This window comes from Spiroplasma endosymbiont of Glossina fuscipes fuscipes, from assembly GCF_049669535.1.
GTDB lineage: Bacteria > Bacillota_I > Bacilli_A > Mycoplasmatales > Mycoplasmataceae > Spiroplasma.
The window spans coordinates 300,458-324,575 of record NZ_CP187162.1 but is presented as its reverse complement, the minus strand read 5'-3'; the positions used below and the strand labels follow the sequence as shown (position 1 = coordinate 324,575).

The window sequence follows — 24,118 nt, the reverse complement described above, 5'->3', positions numbered from 1 at the left end:
TTTAAATAATCTCTCTAATTTTAATCTTTACTTTCAACTACTGTTAGTCATATTTGACTCTAATTAGCAAGATTATTTAGTACGTCTTCTAACAATTAGTTTAGTTGAAGCTTTTTTCTTATTACGAGTTTTTACTCCTAATGCTTTTTTACCTCATGGTGTCATTGGTGCTTTACGCCCAACAGGAGCTTTTCCTTCTCCTCCTCCATGTGGGTGATCATTCGGGTTCATAACTGATCCACGAACAGTTGGGCGAATTCCGCGTCAACGGTTACGTCCTGCTTTTCCTCAATTTACTAAGCCATAGTCTTCATTTCCAACTTCTCCGATAGTTGCTCGACATTCAGCTAAAACCTTGCGAACTTCACCAGAAGTTAGTCGAATTGTAACATATTTACCATCTTCATCTTTCCCTAGTAATTGAACTGATGAACCCGCTGCACGCGCTAATTGTCCACCTTTGCCAAGACGTAATTCTAAATTATGAAGTACTGTCCCTTCTGGAATGTTTTTTAATTGCATGCAGTTTCCAACTTTAATATCAGTTTTCTCACCACTAATAATTTGCATTCCAACTTTAATTGTTTTTGGTGCTAAGATGTATCTTTTTTCACCGTCAACATAATTAACTAAACAAATAAAGGCATTACGATTTGGATCATATTCAATTGTGACAATTTTGCCAACAATATCATCTTTATTTCGCTTAAAGTCAATAATTCGATATTTAACTTTATGACCGCCACCTTTATGTCTTGTGGTAATAACCCCTTGGTTATTACGACCAGCATGTCTTTTCCGAGTCTCAATTAATGATTTTTCCGGACGATCAGTTGTTAGTACGGAATAATCTAATGTTGTCATATTACGACGACTCGGTGTAACTGGTTTAAAACTCTTAATTGGCATTTTTATTTATCCTCCTATTTCGCCAATAAACAGTCCCAGATAGTGTCTCCTGGAATTATTTATCTTCTCCTAATAAATCTAATTTTTCTCCTGGTTTTAATTTAATGATTGCACGTTTTGTATAAGTTGTTTCTCCAACAAATTTTCCCATTTTCTTTTCTTTTGGGTCATAATTAATAACATTAACTTTTTCAACCTTTACTTCAAAGATTTTCTCAAAAGCTTTTTTAATTTGAACTTTGTTAGCAGTACGTGCTACTTCAAAAGTGTAAACACCATCAGCCATATTACGATATGTTTTTTCTGATAAAATTGGTTTTTTAATGACATTTGTAATATGCATTATGCGTACACCTCCTCAATTGCTTTTACTGCTTGTTCTGTTATTAATAACTTGTCAGCATTTAGCAAGTCATAAACGTTAATTCCAGCAGATGTAATTATATTTATTTTTTTAATATTACGTGATGATTTAAAATTAACTTCATCACCTTCTGTTGTAATGATTAGTAATTTTTCATCATTAACTTTTAAATTATTTAAAACCTCAACCATTGCTTTTGTTGAAGGTTGTTCAATTCCAAATTGATCAATTACCACTAAATTTTTATCTTGTGTTTTTAATGATAACGCCGATTTAATTGCTAATTTTCTTACTTTTTTATTAACATGTTTCAAGTAATTTTTTTCTGGAGTTGGACCAAATACAATCCCTCCTCCTTTTCATTGTGGTGCTCTAATTGACCCTTGGCGAGCACGACCAGTACCTTTTTGTCTTCAAGGTTTTCTTCCCCCACCAGATACTTCAGTTCTTGTTTTAGTTTTGTGTGTGCCTTGACGCATTGAAGCTTGTTGCGCGACAACAGCATCAAACATTGCTTGTTGATGTGACTCAATCCCTCAGATTGTCTTATTTACACTAATTTCTTTAATGCTACTTCCCTTCGCATCAAGTACTTGTAATTTCATTCTAAAATTCCTTTCTACAAAACTATTCTGCAACCGATGCTGGTGCATCAGTTGCTGGTGCTGCTTCAACAGGTGCTTCAACAACTATGTCAACTGGTTTTTCTGTTTTAATTTCGGATTCTGGTGTTTTTGGGTCAACAGTTCTTTTAATTAGCTCTGTTGGTGTTTTTGGTGTTAAACCTTTGATTGTTTCTTTAATAACTACAAACTGTTTGTTTGGTCCCGGAATTGAACCTTTTACTAATAAGGCGTTTTTTACCGTATCAATTGCAACTACTTCTAAATTTTGAATTGTTACTTTTTCAGTTCCCATATGTCCTGGCATTTTTTTCGATTTTAAAATGCGGTTTGGAGCAATTGGTCCCATTGACCCAACTCCACGGTGGTATCCTGACCCATGGCCCATTGGTCCACGCGAATAGTTGTGTCGTTTGATTGAACCTGTAAATCCTTTTCCTTTTGAAGTTCCGGTTACATCAACGAATTCCCCAGCAGTAAAGATATCAGCTTTAATAATATCGCCAGAATTATAGCCATCCATGTTTCTGATTTCTTTAACGAAGCGCTTAGGTGTTGTATTCGCTTTTTTAAATTGTCCTTGGTCTGGTTTTGAAACCAAGTTAATTCTTTTATCTTCGACAGCTATTTGAAGTGCTTGATAACCATTTTTTTCTTTAGTTAATACTTGTAAAACAACATTAGATTGTACTTCAACTACTGTAACTGGTATTAATCTACCATCGGTAGCAAAAACTTGTGTCATACCAATTTTGCGTCCTAAGATTCCTTTCATTTCTTTCCTCCTTGAAAATACGTCATGTATATCTTGCTGATAAATTAAATTTAAGAATGATTATTTATTTCATTTCAATTTCAACACCACTTGGTAATTGAACACGTTTTAAAGTATCAATTACTTTTGGACCATCAGGATTAATGATGTCAATAATTCTTTTATGTGTTCTCATTTCAAATTGTTCTCTCGAATTTTTGTATTTATGAGTTGCACGTAAAATAGTAATAATTTCACGATCAGTTGGTAAAGGAATTGGTCCTTTAACTTTTACTCCTGCGGCTTGGGCTGCTTCAATGATTTTTTGAATTGATTGATCAACCACACGGTGATCATAACCTTTTAATTTTATTCTCATTTTAGTTTGAGCCATTACTTTTCCTCCTAATTTATTTATATTTTTTGTGTAAACATTGACAACTCCTATCAGTGTATCAAAGATAGACCAAAAAAGATGTTTCCACAGAATATACATGCTAATTTATTTTATTGGATAACAATCAATAATGCAAGTATTTTTTTGAAAAAAATAATAAAAATTAATATCTAAAAAGCAGTTAAATTAATGGTCCTTATTGTGCTCATAATACCCAATAACAGAAAAATATTATCTTACCTTTTATTCTTTTTTTAATCTCGTTATAATTATTATTATATAAAAGTAACAAAAGGTGAGGAGAAAAATGGCAAACAAAAAAGATGATAAAACCATCATATGAAAAAAATCAACAAATGTTAAGCATGATTTACGTTATGAAAAAATCCAGGAATTTAAAGCCCAAATAGTTAAAATTGAGTTTGATAATTTAGCACGTAAAACATCACGAGCCCATGAAGTATACCGCAAGACAACTAAAAAACCACAACTTGATAAGAAAAAAATAATTGATAAAAATAATCCAATGTATAAAATCTTATTAAATGCCAAAAAAATAATAACCAAGTAAGAAAACAAGCTTTTAAAACTGATGACCCTAATTATATTGATGTTAATAATATGACTGTTGCCGACCGTGTTAAAGTTGTTAAACTAGCCCCCCCCCCAAAAAAAAAAAAAAAAGTCCGTATTATCGTCAATTATTATTAGAAAAAAAACAACTGGTCTTTCTGAATTAGCACGAAAACGAAAAATTGAAATGATGAGACAAGGAACACAACCGAAAAAAAGAGTCAAAAAATAAAAAAATATAAAAAGGAGAACTTTTTATACTGCTAATTTATTTATGATAAACTTCATTATTAATAATTTTAAAACCACGATAAATTTGTTCTAATAGAATTAAACGGCATAATTGGTGCGGTAATGTTATTGCACCAAAACTTAATTGAAAAGTAACCTGTGTTTGGATTACCGAATTAAAACCATGACTACCACCAATAATAAACATTAACTTTGCTTTTTTAAAATCTTTGACATCTGCTATTAAAGCAGCAATTTTTTCACTTGTTAATTGTTGGCCATTCAAAACTAATAATACTTTGTAATAATCCGAATAATCTAAAACTTTTTTATGACTAATGCTGTTTGTTCATTAATTGCCACTTGTTCATTTTTATTAATAATTTCTTTAATCTCAATGACTTTTATTTTAGCATAATGTTTGATGCGTTCCAGAAACATTGCACATCCAGTTACCAAAAAAGTTTTATCTAATGAACCAACTGTTAAAATTTTAATATCCATTAATTGTATTGATCTGTCATTGAATCAACATTAATTCTTCATTTTAAATCAGGAAAGGCATAATCTGGTGATAATGTCGAAAATTGACCTTCTTTATCAACTTTCTTATCTTCATCAGCTGTTAAAATCCCATCCTTATCACCCTTTTTAACATATCCTAAGGCAATACTAATATTTGGATCGATATTAAGACCTGGAATCTTAAAATTATAGTCATGATAATCATCATTTTTTAATGTACTAAAATCATAAAAACCATAACTAAGGAAAAACCATTGATGTGCATATGTTGGTTTGTCCGTACTACTATTTGGATTTTTATAAACCAAGTAATTAGCATAAGCAACTAATTTATCAATTGTCGCTGAAAAAGTAAAGCGTTTATGCTCACCCTGAAATTCAAAGCGAATTGTTACATTTGGAATTGTTATTGCAATATAACGAGCTGATTGATACCCACGGTTTTCATTAATTTGGTCAAACCCTTTACTATAATTATTATTTGAATCATTTAATCAGTCTAAAATTGTCGCAACTGGAGATAAAGTTTTTAATGATGGCGGTGTGTATGGCCCCTTCTTAGTACCTCAAGTATGATCTTTCACTCAATCCTTATTTGATGTTTTTTCTGCATTACCAGTCATTGTCATCAAATTTTGATTAGTATGATCTAAAACAGCTGGATTTTCATCTGCAACTACACCTACTTGCTCAAAATATGAATCATAACTAGTTGAATAGTTGGCAAAGAATTCTTTTCATAATGTTTTTTGGTCAATCTTTTTTGTATTATCAAACGGATCAGAACCATCAGTCTTTGCATTTGTAATAATATTATCTTTTTGTCCTTGCAATCCTGCCGCAATTTGTTCAGGTGTTCAGTTTGCTCCTTTTCCCGTTGTCTTACTATTGTCTTTTGTTAAATTTATTCCCGTTAAAAATGGAACAATGACATTACTAATTAATCCCATTCTTCCCCCTTGTAAACCATATTCATAAGGAGCTCCTGTTTCATCTTTCCCGGCTTCAGCGGCATTATCAATTCCATTAACTGACTTTCCAGTTACTGTTGGCGCATGACTGAATTTTTGATTCCCATTATATACAAAAACAGGCACCGGATTTCCTTGCGGTGTTGTATTACAAGCAACAAGTGAAGTTGTTGATGTTGTGATTAAAGTTGATGCTGTAAAAAGTGATAATAATTTACGCATTTTAGACCTCTTTTCCTAAGCGTTTATTTAATATAATTGCATCTGCTACTATCTAAAATGTTAACCTAAATTTTAGAATTTTGCAAACCATAATCAGCAAATGAACCATGTTTTTTTACAAATAATAATTCAACACTACCTGTTGGCCCATTTCGATGTTTTGATAAAATTAATTGTGCTTTTTCTGTTTCCAATGGAACATCTAAATTATTTGGATCATGTGTTGCATAGTAGTCTTCTCGAAATAAAAACATAATAATATCAGCATCTTGTTCAATTGCCCCCGAGTCACGTAAATCTGACATAATTGGCCGTTTATCTTCTCGTTTTTCAACTGATCGTGATAACTGTGATAAACAAATAATTGGTATTTCTAATTCTCGTGCTAAAGCTTTTAATTGTCGTGAAATAGTTGAAACTTCTTGCTGACGTGAATCACCAAAATGTGTTCCTGTACTTAATAATTGTAAATAATCAATGACAACTAATCCAACTTCATTTTCACGACATAGTTTTCGAAGTTTTGATTGTAATTCAATAACTTTTAATCCTGGCGTATCATCAATAAACAATTTAGTTTGTTTTAAAAAATCAGCAGCTTTGGTAATGTTTTCTCAATCACGCGTTTGTAAACCTTTTCCGGTACGAACTTTTGCTGAATCTACGGTCGAATAACTCCCAATCATCCGTTGGATTAATTGTTCTACTGGCATTTCAACTGAAAAAATCGCCACAGCTTTTTTTGATTGTGCAGCAGATTTAACAGCAAAGTTTAAAGCTAATGCTGTTTTCCCCATTGATGGTCGCGCTGCTAAAATAATAAAATCTCCTTTTTGAAAACCTGATGTCATTCGATCTAAATCACGAAAACCACTTGGACTACCTGTTAACATCTCACCAGAATTCTCTAACAATTCAATTTTTTGTAAAACTTTATCAACTTCATCAAATGATGTTTTAAATAAGTTTCCTTTACGTTCTTTTTTAACATCTAAAATTTCTTTTTCAGCTTTGCTAACAACTTCATCAATTGGTTGATGAGTTTCAATTTCACGATGAATATTTTCAAGAACTGCTTTTAAACGACGTGATGTTGTATTTTTAATAATAATATCTAGATACTCTGTTAGATTTGCATCAGTCGTATATGATTGAAATAAATCTGTTAAGAACTCAATTCCCCCAATTTTATTTAACATATTATTTTTTAACATATAATTACTTAAAGTAGTAATATTAATAGCTACTTTAGCCAAGAATTGTTCTTGCAAGGCTTTAAAGATAACTTTATAATTCATTACTGTAAAATCTTCTTCTGTTAAAATTGAAAAAACTTCTTCTGCTGCAGCAATTGAATGAGAAATAATTGCTAAAACATTTTTTTCAGCATCATTAATAACATTAATCTTATTTAACTCTTTTTTGCTTAAGTTATCCATTACCTAACTCTCCTTTTTATCGACCATTACTTTCAAAGTTGCAATTAAATTAGGGGCTAATTTAATTTTTAAATAGTGCAGCCCAAAACTTGTTAAATTATTATTATCAAGAAATTTCTTTTTATCAATCTTTAAATTAAATTCTTTTGCTAAACGATCTTCAATTTGAGTTAACGAGATTGAACCAAAAGTTTTATTATCATGAACTTTTAATTTAAAATTTAATGTCAATTGTTCTAAAGTCGCTTTTAGTGCTTCTAACGTTGCTTTAGTTGCTGCTGCTTGAACCTTTTGTTCGGACAAAACAACATTTAACTTTGCTAAATTAGTTGGGGTTGTTGGAATAGCAAATCCTTCTTTAATTAAATAATTTTTGGCATAACCATCCGAAACTTCAATAACATCATTAATCTTACCTTTTCCCTTAACATCTTTAATTAAAATCACTTTCATCATAATCACCTATTATCAATTATATAGGAAAACTATCTTAAAAAAAGACTTCTTTTATCATTTTAAAAAAAACAATAAAAAACAAATTGTACAATTCGTTTTTAGCCAATATCTAATAAGTATAAACATAAAACGGCTTTTTTAAAAACCTTGTCTAACCGTTTTTCTGCATCAGGATCTTCTTGGTATGTTAATGAATTACGATATTTTGTATGTTGTAAAAAACTAAAAATATCATATTCTAACTTAGGATTAAATTCTTTAATATCTACTCGTTTTTCTTCTAACAATGGTAGTAATTTATTTAACACCGTTAACTTTGCACTGATATCACCATTATTAGCAAAATACTCCGTAAAGATTGCTTCCTTATTAATTTTTTCTTCTTCATCATTATCATTATCAAATGATCGCTTTGATGTAAATTCTGGTTTTCGTCTTAATTTTCTATTACCACCAAAATGATTTTCCTTTACACCAAAACGTTTGACCTTATAACCATTACTAATAGTATCAACAACATCAATTCCAAATCAATCTAATAATTCATGAATTTTAGTTGAGTAACTGCCAAAGGCAATTGACTTATAATTATTTAAAGCAATAATATTTGGACCATCTGTTTCTGTTGATAAATTAACAACATTTAAAGTATATTCACAAAACTTTAACAATTCTGAATCTTCAACAAAAAAAGTATCAATTTGATTATAAATTACATCATAATTTTTTTGTTCTTTTTTCTGGTCTAATTTCTTATTTAAATCTAATTCCAAGTCATTGATTAAATCAATACTATAACTTTCTTTTATAACCCCTAATTCTCGTAGGGTACTATTTAGTTCTAAATTAATATTAAAAAAAATAATTGCCTTATCAACATTCATACCAAATAATTTAGTTGATGAATTATCTAACGACGATTTAATAAATTGATCATTAACCATCACTGACCAATCAGATAAAATTTCTTTAAAATTTGTTAAAAAATATGCATATCTTTCATTTTCATTTTTATCAAAAATTGACATACTTCACCCCTGATTATATTTTTTGTTTCTATATTAAATGTATTATACCAAAAAAACAGGATTAATTAAAGTACTCCCTCTTAAAACTTTTATAACCCCTTAATTAAAATTTATCTACTTGTTAACACTCACGCTTGACCATTTATCTAAATTAATCTTTATTATCTGTCTTTTAATAAAATAACTTTTTCTAAAAAATTAAAAAAACATATCAATGGGAATTTGATATGTTTTATTTATTGTTTCTTATTTAAATTAAATATACTTGAAATGGTGGACCCGAACGGGATCGAACCGTCGACCCCCTGCGTGCAAGGCAGGTGCTCTCCCAGCTGAGCTACGGGCCCAAAATTAGATAAAAAATGGTCGGGCTAAATGGACTTGAACCATCGACCTCACCCTTATCAGGGGTGCGCTCTAACCAACTGAGCTATAGCCCGAAAACCTAAATTATTATAACATTAATTTTGTTTAAAAAACAACTATAAAACCAAAATATTTTAAAAAATAATGGAATAATTTTAATTGCCCTTATCCAATTTAAAATTTTAATATATTACTAAAATTTAAAAAAATAAAAAAGTAATTCAGACTATATAGTTTCACTTAAAAAGTTAAAAATTAAATGCTAAAATATTTTTAATATCAACTATGAAAAATGAAAGGAGACAACAAATGAAAAAAATTTTTAACTTATTAATTATTACAACTATAACCTTTGGAGCTATTCCAAATCTAATAGCTAATAATTCATATGATATTCAAAATCAAACTGTCTTACCAGCAAACACAGAATGAGAAATAATAGAATATCAAGAACGTTTAGAGTTAGAAAATCGTAGTATTGACGATTTAGAAATGACACAACGTACACAAATTTGTTTAAAAGAATCAGGAATTTATACAATACATGATTTTTTGTCAAAAACAGAAGATGAAATTAAAAAACATTAAGAATTTAACAAGAAAATCATTAGCCGAGATTAGACAAAAAATGAACGAATTAGATTGACATTTCAAAGTAACTAATAAAAAGCAAAAAAAACTAAATTGCTATCAATTAGCAAATAATTTTTTAATTAAATTCTAAATTAAAATTAGGTTTAAAAATAAACAACACTGAATAAATTATCGCAAATAATTTATTCATTTTTTTTGCAGAAAGACTAAATAAAATTAGGAATAGACAACACAAATTCTAAACATATAAAAATGTCTCTCCTAACTTTATATATTAATAACAACCTGAAAAGGTTCTTATTAATATATTTTTAGTTAAAAGAAACATTACAAAAGTAATTTAAATTACTTTCTATTTTACAATCGGATTTAAATCTTCAATATCATTAACATTCGCGCGATTTGATTTTTTACGAGTTTGTTTTTCTAACTTTGCTTGTAATTTTGCCGCTTTTAATTCTTCTTTTGCTAAACGTTTTGTTTCTTTCTTTGACATTTCTGGATTATGATTAAAATCATCATCATTAATAAAACTAAAGAAATCATCATCGCTTAAATCAATTGGTTTTACTGCTGCCTGAGATTGTTGTGTTTCATCTTGGTTAATATAAACCGGGTTGGTCACAAAAGCCTGTTCGTAATATTCTGGATTTCCTATACCAGTTTGATTTTGATTTGGTTGTTGTTCTGTGGGTGCACCTTGTTCTGCAAATGTTTGTTGTGTTGGTACAGTGCCCCCAAGTAACTCAGTTCCTTGTTGTTCTAAAGGTGGTTCATTTGTAACAATCGTCGGTGCAGGATTATATTGTTGCTGTGCAGTAACAGGTGTTATTGGTTCTCCTTGTGCTGTTTGTCCTAATTCAGTTTTAGTTTCATTAAGATTTGAGACAACCGTTCCGGTTTTTAACTCATTATTTTCGGCACTAAATCCACGATTACTTTGTTGATGATCATCATCACCATCGCGTTTTCTTAAATCATTATCCCTTCTACTGCCCTGATACTTTTTTTCCGTAGAATCTTTTCTATGATAATCTTCGTATCAATGCTCATTATATCCGCCATGGCCACAAGTGCATCCTCCACCACAACTATTTTGTGTTCAGTTGTTTGGATACATGCCATGATACATTCCTGGGTGCATTCCCATCGGTGGCATTGGTGGCATCATTGGATAATATGGATATGGTGCTGGCGCTGGTTGTTGAATAAAAAAAACTTGTGGCGAAGCACCACTAGCCGCAGGATACGGTGTAACAACTTGTTGTGGCGGTGTTGAATATTGTGGAACTGTTGATATTGATGGTGATAACGTTAGTGTACTAATAAACACTTCGGCATCACGACGACTTCTAAATAATGCTATTTCACTATTGGTATCATGTGACTTTACTAAATATCCTTCTTCATTTGGTAAGATATAAAAGCCATTATTCATTACTACACCTCATTTACCCTATCTTCTGCCCATACTCTATTACATACATTATAGCATAAAAAAAGGAAATAATATATAGTATCATATTTATTTTTTGATTAATAGATTATTGCTTTAAAAAATAAAAAAAGATAAAACCTATCTTTCTCTAATATTTAATCTTTTTTAGACATAAACCATATGGTTTTGCACAATATTTTGTTGTTTGACCAACTGGGGGATAATTTAAATTTTTTGTTAATTGTTCTAAACTAATTTTACCCCAATAACATGCTAAAATATTTTGTGTTAACATCCGAATTTGATAACGAATAAAACCTTTTGCAATAAAATGAATCTCAATTTTTTTTGCTTTGTTTCGTTTAACATAAATTTTTTTAATTATACGACGCGTAGTAATTTCTTCGCCTTTTTTTACTCCTGAAAAATAAGCAAAGTCATGCTCACCAACAAACACCTGACTAATTTGATGTAATTTTTTAATATTCAATAATTCATCAACTTTTAATTCATAGCGATGATTAATGAGATCATAGGCATGATCATTAATCGTATAAACATATTCTTTTAGTTTTGTTGTACGAACACTAAAATTATCAACAACGACTCGATAACCTTTAATATTAATATTAATTGGTAAACTTTTACTAATTGTTTTAATAAAAAATGCTATGTTTCGTGGTTGAAAAGGAATCTTAACTAGAACTTTTTGATCACAAGCATGAACACCAGCATCAGTCTTACTAGCTCCTAATGTTCAAATTGGTTGCTGACAAATGCCAAAAAATGCTCATTCCAATTCCCCTTGAATTGTTCTTGCATTTTTTTGTTTAACTCAACCACTATAATCATAACCATCATATTCAAGGGTTAATAATAACGATAACATTATCATCCTAAAACAAAATCATCAATATGGGGAATGCGAATTTGTAAGAATCCAGTTGGGATTTTTCCAAATGTTCAGCCATTTGTTCCTCAGTATCAAACCTCATAAAAAGTTTGATACTGACCCATTGTCACTGATTGCGCAATAATAATACTTGCAACCCCAACACCAAAAATAAATAATAAAATATCTGGAAAATGAACAAGATAATGACGATAACGTGTTCGTTTAGCATGAGGATCATAACCACGAGCATCCATTGCATAAGCTAAATCTTCTGCCTTTTGGAAAGCTGATACTAATAACGGAATAATCAAAGCTGTTGTTGATTTAATTTTATCTTTAAAGTGACCATTACGAAAATCAACCCCTCGCGAAGCTTGGGCCTTCATAATTCGACCAGCCTCTTCAATTAGTGTTGGAATCATTCGTAATGCAATCGAAATAATTGTTGATAAAATATGAACCGGGAAACGAACTAATTTTAAAGGACTTAATAAATCCTCTAATGCTAATGTTAAATCCAATGGTTGGGTTGTTGCTGTTAAAATTGTTGTAATCATAATCATTAAATAAATCCGACAAGCCATATATAACGCATTAAAAACGGCTTTTTCCGAAAAAGCAAATCAGCTCTTTCCATCTGGTGCAAAAGGACCAGTTGCTGTCGCTTTTCCACCTCAGTGTCAACCAATATAACCATCGGTTACTAAAAAACAGTTAATTAATAATAAAACGACAAACATAAATAAAATTGGTTTTAATAATGATACTAACAACCGTGGTGGTAATTTTGCTAAAAAAAACAACGTAAAAATGGTTAATCCTAGAATGGCATAGCCAGTAAAACCAGTTGAAAAAAAGATTGATATCATTAATGATAACAACATAAATAGTTTTACCCGTGGGTCCATTCGATGAACAACGGAATTATAGGCAATATAACGTCCAAATGATAAGCGCATCTTTTTATCCCTTTCCTTTTTGACCTTTACGTTGAATAATTTCTTTTGCTAATTCATCAATGTTCCGGATGTCAGCATCTGATAAATCAAATCCTTTTTCTTTTAATTGATAAATTAAATTATAAATCTTTGGTGGTTCAATTAAAAGTGTTTGTAATAACTCTTTGTTTTTAAAAATTTCAAAAGGTGTTCCAATTTTAACAATTTTCCCATCTTTTAAAGCAACAACTTCATCAGCAATTTCTAACACATGATCCATATTATGAGTAACTAAAATAATTCGTTTATTTTGTTCTTGATTAATCCGGGAAAATAATTTAATAAAGTCTTCTTCTCCTTCAGGGTCTAATCCCGCTGTGGGTTCATCTAAAATTAACGTATTTCCTTCCATTGCTAAAATTCCAGCGATCGCAACTCTTCGTTTTTGTCCTCCTGACAAGTCAAACGGTGAACGTTCTAGATAATTTAATGGTAAACCAACCATTGTTAAATATTTCTTAGCATTTTCCCGAGCAACGTCTTTACTCTCCCCCAAATGAACTGGACCAAACATAATGTCTTTTTCAATTGTTTCTTCAAATAACTGATATTCGGGAAACTGGAATACTAAACCAATTGATTTTCGTAATTGTTTAATATTTCTGATCCGTTTTTGCTTTGCCTTGATAATAAAACCATTTGCATCAACAACTCCGGTTGTTGGAATTAATAAACCATTAATGTGCTGAATTAAAGTTGATTTTCCACTTCCAGTTGAACCAATAACAGCAGTAATTTTCCCGGGTTTAATAACTAAATTAATATCTTGCAATGATTTATATTCATATGGTGTTTTTGGTGCATAAACATAAGAGACATCGGTAAATGTAATGTCAATGTTTTGTAAGGCCTCAATTTTAGTTTTCTTTTTTACTTTTGACATATTTCATCCACCAACTCTCTAAGATCTAGCGTATTTTTAACATTTAATCCATTTAAACGTAAACTATCAATTACTCGCGAAACAAAGGGCACATCTAAATGAATTGATTTTAGGAATTCTTCATCATACAAAATTTCATGTGGTTTTCCACATTTAACCATTTGCCCCTTATTCATTACAATAACTTTATCAGCATTTAAGATTTCGTCCATATCATGGGTGATTGAAATAATTGTTTTTTCACGTGATTCTTTTAAATCAACCATAATTTGTTTAATTTCTTTCCGTCCTTTTGGATCTAACATACTTGTTGCTTCGTCAAAAATAATGATATCAGGTTCTAATGCTAACGCCGAAGCAATCGCAACACGCTGTTTTTGTCCCCCCGATAACATTAATGGTTCATGGTCAAGAAAATTAGTCATTCCTACTTTTGCAGCAGCTTTGTCAATAATTGCTTGCATATCTTTTTGTGGTATTTGGCGATTCTCTAATCCAAAAGCAATATCATCGCGCACAGTTGACCCAATAAATTGGTTATCTGGATTTTGAAAAACAATTCCTAAGAATTTACGGATTCCAGTCAGCGTTGATGAATGAACTTCATTGCCAAAAACTTCAATTTTTCCTTTTTGGGGACGTAAAACACCAATAATAATTTTACTAATTGTTGATTTTCCACTCCCGTTATGGCCAATAATCGTCACATATTCACCATGTTTGATTTCAAAACTCACTCCATCAACGGCATTAGGATGATTTTCACGGTAGCGAAATTCAACATCAGTTAATTTTAATGAAATATCATTTAGTTTCTCTAATTTTGAATTTGTTTTCTTTGCTTTTTTTGCCATTTTTTCTCATCCTCAATGTTAATTACATAATAGTTTAATTATATCTTAATATTTTTAAATATTAATTGAAATTTTATCTTTCCAATTTCATATTTAATTATATATAAATATTATAAATAAAAAACAAAAAATTTATTTTTCACAATAGCAACTACCACTGCCCGTTATTATTAAAATCATTATCATCTAAGTCAATATTTTGAATATAAACATCGCGTGGTTTCGCACCATTTTGTGGTCCAATAATCCCATTGTCTTCTAAGGCATCAATTAACCGGCTTGCACGATTATAACCAATTGAAAATTTCCGTTGAATTAACGATGTCGATGCTTTTTGATTTAAGATTACAAAACGTTTAATTTCATTATACATTGGATCAATGTCTTCCCCTTCATTTCCACCACCAACTTCATTAGAATTTTCGATATTTAAGAATTCCTCATCAAAATCAGGTTCTTGTTGAGCGTGACAAAAATCAACTAATCGTTGAATTTCATCATCAGAAATAAAGGCTCCTTGTGCTCGCGTTGGAATATTCTGCCCAGCCGGAGCATATAACATATCACCATAACCAATTAATTTTTCAGCGCCACCTTGATCCAAAATTGTTCGCGAATCAATTGCAGAAGCAACAGAAAAAGAAATTCGTGATGGAATGTTTGTTTTAATGACCCCAGTAATAACATCCGTTGAAGGACGTTGCGTTGCAATCACCATATGAATGCCTGCTGCTCGGGCTAATTGAGTAATTCGCATAATTGAGTCTTCAATATCTTTTCCAGCTGTCATCATTAAATCTGCTAACTCATCAATCACCACAACAATGTATGGTAAACGTTCTTTTGGAGAAACTTTATTATTAAATGTTTCAATATTTCTAACCCCACGTTCTGACAACATACTATAACGGCGTTCCATTTCTGCAATAACTTTTTTCAAAGCTGCATTTGCAAATTTTGTATCAGAAATAACTGGTGCTAATAAATGTGGTAAGTTATTATATACGGCCAATTCCACCTGTTTTGGATCAATTAATAATAATTTAACTTCTGATGGTTTTGTTCGTAATAATAATGATGATAAAATCGTATTAATACATACTGATTTTCCACTTCCTGTTGACCCCGCAACTAATAAATGCGGCATTTTATCTAATTCCACAAAAATAATTTCACCATTAACACTACGACCAATTCCCACTAAAAGCTTCTTATTTTGTTTTTCTAATGGCACTCGTTCCATAATTTCACGTAATGTTACTTTGTTACTAATTTCATTTGCAATTTCAATTCCAACTGCTGACTTACCTTGAATTGGTGCTTCAATTCGAACATTTTGGGTCGCTAAAGCATATTTTAAATCATTTTCTAAATTCATAATTTTATTAACTTTAATACCTGGTTGCATCTGAACTTCAAACTTAGTAATTGTTGGACCAATGTTAACTCCTTGGACACTAGCAGCAATATTAAACTGATGAAAAACCTCATTAATTTTGCCAGCCTTTTTTTGAGCCGAAGTTTTATTACGTTCATTGTTCCGACGGTTATCTTCTTTTGGACTTAACAACCCCAAATTTGGTAATTTATAATGGGGATTATTAAAACTACTACGTCGCGGCGCAGCTTGACTAAGTTTTTTATTAACTTCAATTGTTTTTGGTTTTGAAGCACGGCGTTGTTGTGGTGGCATGCCAAAATTATTCCCGCTCATTAATGGTGGTTCATAAGGGGGATAATATTCTGACTGATAAGGGTCTGGTTCATTAAAAATTGGTTGATTACTCTGACGATGATAAATCCCATCATCATTAAGAACAGTTGAATCAAATTGGTCATAGTCTTGTGGTTCTGAATTAAAATCTTCAACCTGAACATAATCATCATAAAATGATGTTTGTTTAACTTTAGTTGGATTAAGATTGCGATTAATTTTCCCAAACGGCGTGATATTTGTTTCCGAATTCAGCTTATCACGAGCAGCATCAATATTAACGTCTTTACCATAAGCAGAACTATACACTGGTAAATCGTCAATGTTTTTATTAGAATAATTATTGTTTTGACGATTACGTGGTTGAATATATTGTTCTGGTGCGAAAGGGGCGTTTGGTGCACGTTGCAATGCTGTTGGATTATAATCATTAAATTTATCAGAGCGCATTCCTGATTGCCTTGCTTCTTGTTCATCAAAACGAACATAATTTTGTTTCCCTTTTTTCTTTCCAACAAAATCATCAGCAATTAAATCATCAATTAACCGTTGGTCATGTAAAGCAGTATAAGAAGGCATTTGAATGGTAATATCTGACGCTTCAGTTGTATGCATTACTTGCCGTGCTGAAAATAATTCCTCGTCAGGAATGTTAAACGATTGGTAAATATTTTGTTTTTGCCGACGATTAGCCGATAATCTTAACACTCGTAATCCTTGTTGTTGACGTTGTATTTTTAACAAAAATAACCCCCAAGCTGTCCCAGTTATTACTCAACTTCCTCATAATAAAAACGCTAATAAACAGAAAATTAGTGAACCAAAAATTGTCGTATAACTAAAAATTCCCGCCAGGAAATTTCCAATAATTCCGCCACCAGCATATAAAGTAATTCAAGCACCATTAAACCCAATAAAAGTAATTGGATGACTCGGATTAGAATTAAAAATTGAAGCATCTTGTCAATGTTGTAAATAATTATTAATAACGTCTAAAAAAACAGTTTTATTAAAAAAAGCAATTTGACCATTAGCATATTGATAAATCAATAAAACACTACTTACTAATCAGCAAGATAAAATGACAAAACTAATAATCATTCAACATACCCGACGTTTTAATTTAATTCGTACACCAATAAAAATGGTAACCCCTAGAATTAAGCATACTAAATATAGTAGATACTTAAATCAACCAAAGGCAAAAGTAAATAAAACATCATCCAAAAATTGCCCAATTAAAGTAATTCGGCCCACCGCAAGAATCGTAAAAAAAGTAACTAACAATGCACTAATTACTCACCCGATTGAATCATTGCGGCGTTGTTTTTTTTCGACTTTTAAGATTGCAGTGTTCTCATTATGATCATTTAAAAGGTGATCATCATAAGATTTCTTTTTCATGGTGCAGCCCTCCTAAAATCCTAAATATTTAAGAATTACTTTAAATATGACCATACATTTAAAAGTTTCAAATATTTATCTACTATAAATATATCATAAAATTAAATTTCATTCACAATTGCTAAAATAATTGGTGTTTTTCCTGTTTCAGTTTTAACAAATGAACTAATTGTTGATCTAATTTCATTTTTAACTTCATTAACATCATACATTTCACCAGCAACAGCTTTTTTATAATGTTTCTCAATAATTTCAGTAATTACTCTTTGCATCTTACGAAAAATATCATTATTTTCTTGAATATAAATTACTCCTCGCATTTGTGTATCAATTAATGAAACTAATTCTTTTGTTTTACCATCAATTGAAACACCAATAATAACAACACCATCAGTTGCCAATTGTTTTCGTTCATTTAAAACAACAGCGCCAATATCACCGACTCCAATTCCATCAACATATAAATCAGCTGTTTTTACTTTGTTTGTTGTTTTTGTATATTCACCATCAACAAATTCAACACCATCCCCATTATCGACAATAAAAATATGTTCTGGGTTAATTCCAGCTTCAATTGCAGCAGTTTTTGCTTGAACGAAATCTTTGTATAATCCTTTGACCGGAATAAAGTATTTTGGTTTAATAATTGAACTCATTAACTTAACATCTTCATAACTCGCTGTCATTGTTCAAACTTTTTTATCCGATAAAGCAATTGTTTTTGCAACAGTTCGTGCTAATTCATCTAAAACATTCGCATGGTTTAATTCACTTCCTGGATTTGGTGGTGTCGCTAAAATAATCATATCACTTTCTTTAATATCTAAAATATCATCATTTCCAGAAGCAATTTTAATTAAACGACTATATAAACGTTCACCACTACCAGTTACAATAATTAAAGATTTTTCTTCTTTAGCCGCTTCTTGTAAAACTTTAATATTAATACCATTAAAGTTTAATTTATTACTATCTGATAGCACTTTTAATGATTCTAATAAAGTTTGACCATAAATTCCAACTGAAATATTATTTTCTCGTACTAAGTCAAAGAGTTCACTAATTTTATGTAAATCTTGGTCAAAACAAGCTAAAATAATTCGCCCTTCTGCTTCTTTCACTGCTCGCTCAATATAATTTTTAATTTTATGGTTTGGTGCAGTATAATCGCGGCGTGATGCTGTTGAAGCTTCTGATAAAAATAATAATACCTTATTTTTAGCAACAATTTGATTTAAGTGTTGTAAATCAGTTGCAAAATTTGAATCAGCTTTAGCATCAAAAATATAATCTCCCGTATAAATAATTGTTCCATCTGATGTGTGTAATGCAAACCCAAAACTATTAGGCATATTTGTTGTTGTTGAAAAAACTTCAACTTGACATGTCCCAAAATCAAGGACATCTTTTGCATTAATAACTTTAAAACATTCTTCTTTACCACGTACTTTAAAACGTTGTAAGTGGAATTTTAAAACATTACATGTTAAATCACTACCATAAACTGGTACTGGTAATTCTTTTAACATATAAGTCAATCCTTCTGAACACTCATCAGAAGGTTTCGTAATAAAAAACCCCTTAATACGAGCACGATTTTCTTTTAAATAATCAAAATTTGATATTACTACATCAATTCCTAAAATCCCCCGTTCAGGGTTCTTTGTTCCTGCATCAAAAATAAAAATATCTTGTTCTACTTCGATACAGTATAAATTCTTACCTCGCTCATCTAGACCCCCAAGAGCGAAAAAACTAATTTTTGCCATAATTAAAATCTACTTCTTTCTATTCTTTTTTGTTTAATACGCATTTATATTTCATTATTTAAATGTTTTTTACATTGTTTTCTTAAATTAAATAAATGTAATCTTAATTATTATACATTAGTATTAAAAAAATACACAAATAATTAAAAAAATATCTTATTACTATTATAATAGCACATTTTTTCAGTTAAAATAATAAAAGTATTAATAAAGGATGTGAAAATAACATTGAAAGCAATATTTCCAGGTAATTTTGACCCCATTCATGATGGGCATCTTAATATTATTAAGAAAGCAAGTGTTCTCTTTTCAAAATTATATGTTATTGTTACAAATAACTTAGAAAAAACAGGACAGACTGACATTAAAATTCGAGCAGCAAAAGTTACTGCTGTTTGTCAAGAAATTAATCCTCGCATTGAAGTTGTCATTAATGATGAAATGTTAACTAGTGATTTTGCAAAAAAATTAAAAGTTAACTATATTATTCGAGGATTACGAAATAATAATGACCTAAAATATGAAATGGAATTAGCCTTTGCCAATAAAAAATTAAATGAAAATGTTGAAACAATTTTTTTTGTTGCTGATTATGGTTTAACTGAAATTTCTTCTACCTTTCTAAAGCAAATTGAACAACTAAAAAAATAACACATAAAGGAGATGTTAAAATGAAATTAAATAACATTAAAAATGTTTTTATTTCAGGAGCAAGCAAAGGAATTGGTTTTGAGTTAGCAAAAAAAAAAAAAAAATACTTAACCAACCATATTAATGTTTTTTGTGTTGCAAGAAACACAACACCAATTGCCACATGAGCAGAAGAACAAGATCTAAGTGATTATGTCCAAACATTTAATTGTGATTTAAGCGAAATTTCAGCAAACAGAAAACTAATTTCTGAACTTAATAAAATTAATTTTGATATCATGATTAATAATGCTGGTTTTAGTGTTTTTGGGATGTTGGAATGGCAACACTTTTTAGGACACTTTTTATGTAGACTTCTGATTTCTAAATTCAACTGGAGTTAAGTAATTCAAACTACCATGAATTCGAATATTGTTGTATCAATTAATGAAATTAAATAGTTCCAACTTTAATTGTTCTAAATTTTTAAATTTTCGACCATTAATAAATTCAGTTTTAAAAGCTTTATAGGCTGTTTCAGCTACTGCGTTATCGTAAGGGCAACCTTTTGCACTTAATGATCTTTTAATATTAAATGTTAATAAAATTTCTTCAATAATTTTATTTTTAAATTCATTACCACGATCTGTATGAAACAACCTAATTTGATTTAGTGGTCATGTTATTTTATAAAATGCCTGCTGAACTAGTTCAGCAGTTTTATTTGTTCCAGCGCTATAGCCAATTACTTCACGGTTAAATAAATCAATTAGTAAGCAAATATAATGTCATTTTGAACCAACTTGAACATAGGTTAAATCGCTCACAATAACTTCATTTTGTCTTTTATTACTAAACTCACGATTTAGAATATTACTAATTTGATCATTATTTACAGGAGATTTATGATTGCGATATTTTAATTTAGTATATTTTGATACTAAATTATTTATTGCCATAATTCTTCTAATTTTTTGTCGAGATAAAATAATGTTCTTTCTTGCTAAAATAATTTTAATTTTTCTAGCACCATAAACTTTATAGCTTTCTTTAAATGCACTGATAACTTCATTTTCATAAATATTAATTTCAGTTTTAGTGATCTTATTAATTTGATAATAATACTTTGATTTTGCTATTTTTAATATTTGACACATTTTCCTCACTGAATATTTGTCTTTATTGTTAGTAATTAATATTACTTTTTGCCTATTATCAGTGCTGCTTGCTTTAAAATATCATTTTCCATTTCTAGTTGCTTATTTCGTTTTCTTAGTTCAATTAACTCATTTTCTTCTGGTGTTCTGTTATCTTTTGCTTTAAATGATCCTGAATTGTTAAATTCATGCACTCATTTTCAAACAATGGATTTACCAATTTGATAGTCATTAGATAATTGACCAGATGTTTTGCCTGATTTATAAAGACCAACAATTTGTTGTTTAAATTCATCGGTATAATGATTCTTTGCCATATAATTACACCTCCATTGTAACTTAATTATAATCTTTTACTCTACATTATTGTTGTCCAATTTATCTTAACCCATCCAATACAATGTTTTTGAAACAATAAACCCAACTATATATAAACTTGATATCGTTAACATTAATGGATGACTAAACAAAATTGCCATTTTACCAAATAAAGAAAGTAAAAAAGTGTCTGAATTATATAAATCCATAATAATATTTTTGCTGATGTAAGTTGATTAATAATAACTGTAATAAAACCAGTACCAAAATAGCAATTGCAGCAACCAATAAAACTAATCTAATCATTACTTATTCACTCTCCTATATCCTTGTTCTCTTGTTTTTGCTTGTTTTGCTAAACTTGATAATTGTTGTTTATTACGATTAATTTTAAACTGTTTACGCTCTTTAATATGTTTTTGCATACCTTGTTTAGTATCTGAAACTCCACGAGCAGTTACAGAATAAATATTTGATACACCTGTTTGTACTGTTGAACCTAATTCGTTGTATTGAGTTCTTGTACCGTGAATTGCATAAATAGATAACTTAACAACCAAAAAAAAAAAAAAAAAGATAATAAAATAAGCAATTGTCGTATTTGTCATTGGCAATTTAGTATTTCAAATCACATCAAAAATAAAACTAAAAATCTTATCTCAATTACTATTTTCTGATAATAAATTAATCATTTTTACCACTTCCTTTTTCTTTTTTAGGTTTTAAATTCTTTTTCAAAATATCAATATCAAACAATTCTAAACGCTCTTTAACACTCAATTTAATAATTTCTGACCAATAATATTCTTTATAATTAACTATTTCATCATTTTTTAAATCACGCACAAACTTTAATCATTGACTATCATATTTCTGTGCAAATTCTAACAGAATAATTATTTTAAAAAACCGAATTCCTAACCCAACATCCGACTTATGTTTTGCTCGTTTACCTTCTGCTGTTCGTTCTACTGATTTTGTTTTTCAAATTTCATAATCAATAATATCTTGAAAAATGCCAATTCGCATAATAAAGAATCGATTAAAAAAATTAAATCCTTTTTTAGCAATCGGTTTTTTCAGTGAAATTGGAATAATAATACCACTTGCTAATTGGCGAATATTATTTCAAATCATACCCTCACGCTGAGCTGTAAACAAAGCACGATTACCAAAATGTCTTGCTAAAACAATTCACGGAATTTTACCACTATGAACCTTTTTCTCATCGTGCGGACTAGTTTCGTCAATATATAAATAACTTTCATCAAATAAAATAACACTATCATCAAGGGGAACTGGTTTTGTTCTATCGGTAAAATCTAAATTTTTAAATGTTAAAACTTTAACTTTTTCATCTTCTAACGGATAATTACTATAAATTTTATCTGTTAATAATTTCATAGTTTGTGATAAATAAGTTAAAAGTAAATTTTTTCCAGTTCTTAATTTACCAAAAATAACTGATAATGGATTATCTCAAACAAAATTTACTAACCTAAACGCATTTAACTGATAAAAAATATTTTTTCATAATCACCAAACAAAATAAATACACTGCAAAGCAAATAAAAGTCAAAATACTAAACCAGTATAATTTAATGAAATTATCCAAAATAATAAATCAATTAAACTAAACAAAATCATTGAACCACTAATATAACAATAATTTTTTAACAAAAATATAAACTTTTTCATTACTTAAAATACCCAACTATTTTAAAAACCATTCATAATAAAAACCAAGTTAAAAATAAAATAACAATTCAAATGCCAACCATCAGAGTTAAATATTCATTTTGCGTTAAATTCCAAGTTGTAATACTTTCAACATTTGTTTTATTTATAAACAAAAAGACATAAATAAAAAACTTTTTTAATTTTTCTCAATCATTTTGCATATTTAAAAACTCCACATTTTTTGAATAAGTTTAAAAAACATTCCAAAAAATAAAACTATAAATAATACAAACGATATCACATATAAAAATTCAGGGGCATTTGAACCAATAATATAACTAACAAATTGAACTCAATAATCATATAAACTCATTTAATTTAAACTTTCTAAGTCATTAATTAATTGTTGTACTTTTTCATCATTTCAATTTATTAAATTACTATTGTTATTAGTTGTTTTTACTTTTTTAGGTTCATTTGAAAATAATACTTTGTGCATACTTTTAAAATAATTTTGTTTATATTGATTATACAAATTAATTAATTCTGTTCCAGTTAAATATTTTCAAATATGGTGTTTTAAATTTTCATCATATTTTACAATAGGATAAGAATTATCATAAATCAAACCAATAGCTACTTGATCAGAATGTTTTTTACTAAGATAAATAAACTTATTACTCAATCAAAAACCAATATGGCGATTATGATTAGGTAAATTTATAAAACTTGCTTTATCTGTTTCAAAAACTATCAACTCTTTACAAATAAAATAATTTTCTACATTTTGATTTTTCTTAACAAAATTACTTAATTTTATCAACTCCTTCATAAACATTGTTTCTAATTAACAATATTATAAATATTGTTAAAATATTGTTTATATATTGCTAAATAAACACGGTTAATAAACATTGTTAAATATA

General features: G+C 29.3%; 29 protein-coding genes and 2 tRNA genes. 5 read left to right on the top strand and 26 right to left on the bottom strand.

The window, feature by feature from the left end; all coding sequences use genetic code 4:
• Nucleotides 1-72: 72 nt before the first annotated feature.
• The 5 genes from rplB to rpsJ form a co-directional block, all read right to left on the bottom strand.
• Nucleotides 73-909, bottom strand: coding sequence for a 50S ribosomal protein L2 (rplB, locus tag ACOBWH_RS01935; RefSeq protein WP_424526838.1), 837 nt, complete (start codon nt 907-909; stop codon nt 73-75).
• Nucleotides 910-964: 55 nt separating this feature from the next.
• The gene (rplW, locus tag ACOBWH_RS01930; protein WP_070406459.1) at nt 965-1,252 is read right to left on the bottom strand and encodes a 50S ribosomal protein L23; all 288 of its coding nucleotides are present in this window, start codon (nt 1,250-1,252) and stop codon (nt 965-967) included.
• The gene (gene rplD, locus ACOBWH_RS01925; RefSeq protein ID WP_424526837.1) at nt 1,252-1,878 is read right to left on the bottom strand and encodes a 50S ribosomal protein L4; all 627 of its coding nucleotides are present in this window, start codon (nt 1,876-1,878) and stop codon (nt 1,252-1,254) included. Before rplD ends, rplW begins: the two co-directional genes overlap by 1 nt.
• 22 nt (nt 1,879-1,900) lie before the next feature.
• On the bottom strand, nt 1,901-2,671 hold the full coding sequence (rplC, locus tag ACOBWH_RS01920; protein WP_424526836.1) for a 50S ribosomal protein L3: 771 nt from the start codon (nt 2,669-2,671) through the stop codon (nt 1,901-1,903).
• Nucleotides 2,672-2,735: 64 nt separating this feature from the next.
• A complete protein-coding gene (gene rpsJ, locus ACOBWH_RS01915) occupies nt 2,736-3,044 on the bottom strand; it encodes a 30S ribosomal protein S10 (protein WP_424526835.1) in 309 nt (102 codons plus the stop codon).
• Between the two features lie 310 nt (nt 3,045-3,354).
• Between rpsJ and ACOBWH_RS01910 the strand changes: the two genes are divergently transcribed.
• On the top strand, nt 3,355-3,618 hold the full coding sequence (locus ACOBWH_RS01910; RefSeq protein ID WP_424526834.1) for a hypothetical protein: 264 nt from the start codon (nt 3,355-3,357) through the stop codon (nt 3,616-3,618).
• Nucleotides 3,619-3,888: 270 nt separating this feature from the next.
• Here the strand turns inward: ACOBWH_RS01910 and ACOBWH_RS01905 are convergent, their stop codons facing one another.
• From ACOBWH_RS01905 to ACOBWH_RS01870, 8 genes are all read right to left on the bottom strand, one after another.
• A complete protein-coding gene (locus tag ACOBWH_RS01905; RefSeq protein WP_424526833.1) occupies nt 3,889-4,137 on the bottom strand; it encodes a 23S rRNA (pseudouridine(1915)-N(3))-methyltransferase RlmH in 249 nt (82 codons plus the stop codon).
• A 32-nt stretch (nt 4,138-4,169) separates the two neighbouring features.
• Complete coding sequence (locus tag ACOBWH_RS01900; RefSeq protein ID WP_424526832.1) at nt 4,170-4,355, bottom strand: 23S rRNA (pseudouridine(1915)-N(3))-methyltransferase RlmH; 186 nt, start codon at nt 4,353-4,355, stop codon at nt 4,170-4,172.
• Nucleotides 4,355-5,569, bottom strand: coding sequence for a lipoprotein (locus ACOBWH_RS01895; RefSeq protein WP_424526831.1), 1,215 nt, complete (start codon nt 5,567-5,569; stop codon nt 4,355-4,357). Before ACOBWH_RS01895 ends, ACOBWH_RS01900 begins: the two co-directional genes overlap by 1 nt.
• A 65-nt stretch (nt 5,570-5,634) precedes the next feature.
• Complete coding sequence (dnaB, locus tag ACOBWH_RS01890; RefSeq protein WP_424526830.1) at nt 5,635-7,008, bottom strand: replicative DNA helicase; 1,374 nt, start codon at nt 7,006-7,008, stop codon at nt 5,635-5,637.
• A 3-nt stretch (nt 7,009-7,011) separates the two neighbouring features.
• Nucleotides 7,012-7,464, bottom strand: a complete 453-nt coding sequence (gene rplI / locus ACOBWH_RS01885; protein ID WP_231918056.1) for a 50S ribosomal protein L9 — start codon at nt 7,462-7,464, stop codon at nt 7,012-7,014.
• Nucleotides 7,465-7,562: 98 nt separating this feature from the next.
• A complete protein-coding gene (locus ACOBWH_RS01880; RefSeq protein ID WP_424526829.1) occupies nt 7,563-8,492 on the bottom strand; it encodes a hypothetical protein in 930 nt (309 codons plus the stop codon).
• A gap of 271 nt (nt 8,493-8,763) precedes the next feature.
• Nucleotides 8,764-8,839: transfer RNA gene (locus ACOBWH_RS01875), tRNA-Ala, on the bottom strand.
• 16 nt (nt 8,840-8,855) lie between these two features.
• Nucleotides 8,856-8,932 (bottom strand) — tRNA-Ile (locus ACOBWH_RS01870).
• 235 nt (nt 8,933-9,167) lie between these two features.
• Between ACOBWH_RS01870 and ACOBWH_RS01865 the strand changes: the two genes are divergently transcribed.
• Both ACOBWH_RS01865 and ACOBWH_RS01860 read left to right on the top strand, forming a co-directional pair.
• Nucleotides 9,168-9,446, top strand: a complete 279-nt coding sequence (locus tag ACOBWH_RS01865; RefSeq protein WP_424526828.1) for a DNA-directed RNA polymerase subunit alpha C-terminal domain-containing protein — start codon at nt 9,168-9,170, stop codon at nt 9,444-9,446.
• Complete coding sequence (locus ACOBWH_RS01860) at nt 9,403-9,582, top strand: DNA-directed RNA polymerase subunit alpha C-terminal domain-containing protein (protein WP_424526827.1); 180 nt, start codon at nt 9,403-9,405, stop codon at nt 9,580-9,582. The genes ACOBWH_RS01865 and ACOBWH_RS01860 overlap by 44 nt, the downstream gene beginning before the upstream one ends.
• Before the next feature lie 222 nt (nt 9,583-9,804).
• Here the strand turns inward: ACOBWH_RS01860 and ACOBWH_RS01855 are convergent, their stop codons facing one another.
• The 7 genes from ACOBWH_RS01855 to ACOBWH_RS01825 all read right to left on the bottom strand — a co-directional run bounded on the left by ACOBWH_RS01855 (nt 9,805) and on the right by ACOBWH_RS01825 (nt 19,407).
• A complete protein-coding gene (locus ACOBWH_RS01855) occupies nt 9,805-10,890 on the bottom strand; it encodes a hypothetical protein (RefSeq protein WP_424526826.1) in 1,086 nt (361 codons plus the stop codon).
• Nucleotides 10,891-11,038: 148 nt separating this feature from the next.
• Nucleotides 11,039-11,779 (bottom strand): tRNA pseudouridine synthase A, encoded by a 741-nt coding sequence (locus ACOBWH_RS01850; protein WP_424526825.1) that lies wholly within the window; start codon nt 11,777-11,779, stop codon nt 11,039-11,041.
• Nucleotides 11,779-12,744 (bottom strand): energy-coupling factor transporter transmembrane component T family protein, encoded by a 966-nt coding sequence (locus ACOBWH_RS01845; protein WP_424526824.1) that lies wholly within the window; start codon nt 12,742-12,744, stop codon nt 11,779-11,781. The genes ACOBWH_RS01850 and ACOBWH_RS01845 overlap by 1 nt, the downstream gene beginning before the upstream one ends.
• A gap of 4 nt (nt 12,745-12,748) precedes the next feature.
• The gene (locus ACOBWH_RS01840; protein ID WP_424526823.1) at nt 12,749-13,666 is read right to left on the bottom strand and encodes an energy-coupling factor transporter ATPase; all 918 of its coding nucleotides are present in this window, start codon (nt 13,664-13,666) and stop codon (nt 12,749-12,751) included.
• On the bottom strand, nt 13,654-14,520 hold the full coding sequence (locus ACOBWH_RS01835) for an energy-coupling factor transporter ATPase (RefSeq protein WP_070406445.1): 867 nt from the start codon (nt 14,518-14,520) through the stop codon (nt 13,654-13,656). The genes ACOBWH_RS01840 and ACOBWH_RS01835 overlap by 13 nt, the downstream gene beginning before the upstream one ends.
• A 151-nt stretch (nt 14,521-14,671) precedes the next feature.
• Nucleotides 14,672-17,638 carry a DNA translocase FtsK gene (locus ACOBWH_RS01830; protein ID WP_424526822.1) on the bottom strand — a complete coding sequence of 989 codons (2,967 nt, stop codon included), beginning with the start codon at nt 17,636-17,638 and terminating at the stop codon, nt 14,672-14,674.
• Between the two features lie 101 nt (nt 17,639-17,739).
• Entirely contained in the window at nt 17,740-19,407 is a 1,668-nt protein-coding gene (locus ACOBWH_RS01825; protein ID WP_424526821.1) for a ribonuclease J, read from the bottom strand.
• Nucleotides 19,408-19,635: 228 nt separating this feature from the next.
• On the opposite strand from ACOBWH_RS01825, the gene coaD reads away from it, so the two are divergent.
• Nucleotides 19,636-20,058, top strand: a complete 423-nt coding sequence (coaD, locus tag ACOBWH_RS01820) for a pantetheine-phosphate adenylyltransferase (protein WP_424526820.1) — start codon at nt 19,636-19,638, stop codon at nt 20,056-20,058.
• Nucleotides 20,059-20,078: 20 nt separating this feature from the next.
• A complete protein-coding gene (locus ACOBWH_RS01815; protein WP_424526819.1) occupies nt 20,079-20,441 on the top strand; it encodes an SDR family NAD(P)-dependent oxidoreductase in 363 nt (120 codons plus the stop codon).
• Here the strand turns inward: ACOBWH_RS01815 and ACOBWH_RS01810 are convergent.
• The 6 genes from ACOBWH_RS01810 to ACOBWH_RS01785 all read right to left on the bottom strand — a co-directional run bounded on the left by ACOBWH_RS01810 (nt 20,403) and on the right by ACOBWH_RS01785 (nt 24,024).
• Nucleotides 20,403-21,511, bottom strand: a protein-coding gene (locus ACOBWH_RS01810; protein ID WP_424526818.1) for an IS3 family transposase whose coding sequence is annotated in 2 segments (ribosomal slippage) — nt 20,403-21,271 and nt 21,271-21,511 — 1,110 coding nt in all. Because the reading frame shifts where the segments join, the coding sequence is not laid out codon by codon here. The two genes, ACOBWH_RS01815 and ACOBWH_RS01810, sit on opposite strands and share 39 nt — an antisense overlap.
• 66 nt (nt 21,512-21,577) lie before the next feature.
• Nucleotides 21,578-21,721 (bottom strand): hypothetical protein, encoded by a 144-nt coding sequence (locus tag ACOBWH_RS01805; RefSeq protein ID WP_424526817.1) that lies wholly within the window; start codon nt 21,719-21,721, stop codon nt 21,578-21,580.
• 96 nt (nt 21,722-21,817) lie between these two features.
• Nucleotides 21,818-22,204, bottom strand: coding sequence for a hypothetical protein (locus tag ACOBWH_RS01800; protein ID WP_424526816.1), 387 nt, complete (start codon nt 22,202-22,204; stop codon nt 21,818-21,820).
• Nucleotides 22,197-23,210, bottom strand: coding sequence for a hypothetical protein (locus ACOBWH_RS01795; RefSeq protein ID WP_424526815.1), 1,014 nt, complete (start codon nt 23,208-23,210; stop codon nt 22,197-22,199). The genes ACOBWH_RS01800 and ACOBWH_RS01795 overlap by 8 nt, the downstream gene beginning before the upstream one ends.
• Entirely contained in the window at nt 23,210-23,413 is a 204-nt protein-coding gene (locus ACOBWH_RS01790; protein ID WP_424526814.1) for a DUF2649 family protein, read from the bottom strand. The genes ACOBWH_RS01795 and ACOBWH_RS01790 overlap by 1 nt, the downstream gene beginning before the upstream one ends.
• A 152-nt stretch (nt 23,414-23,565) precedes the next feature.
• On the bottom strand, nt 23,566-24,024 hold the full coding sequence (locus ACOBWH_RS01785; RefSeq protein WP_424526813.1) for a DUF3627 domain-containing protein: 459 nt from the start codon (nt 24,022-24,024) through the stop codon (nt 23,566-23,568).
• Nucleotides 24,025-24,118 lie beyond the last annotated feature (94 nt).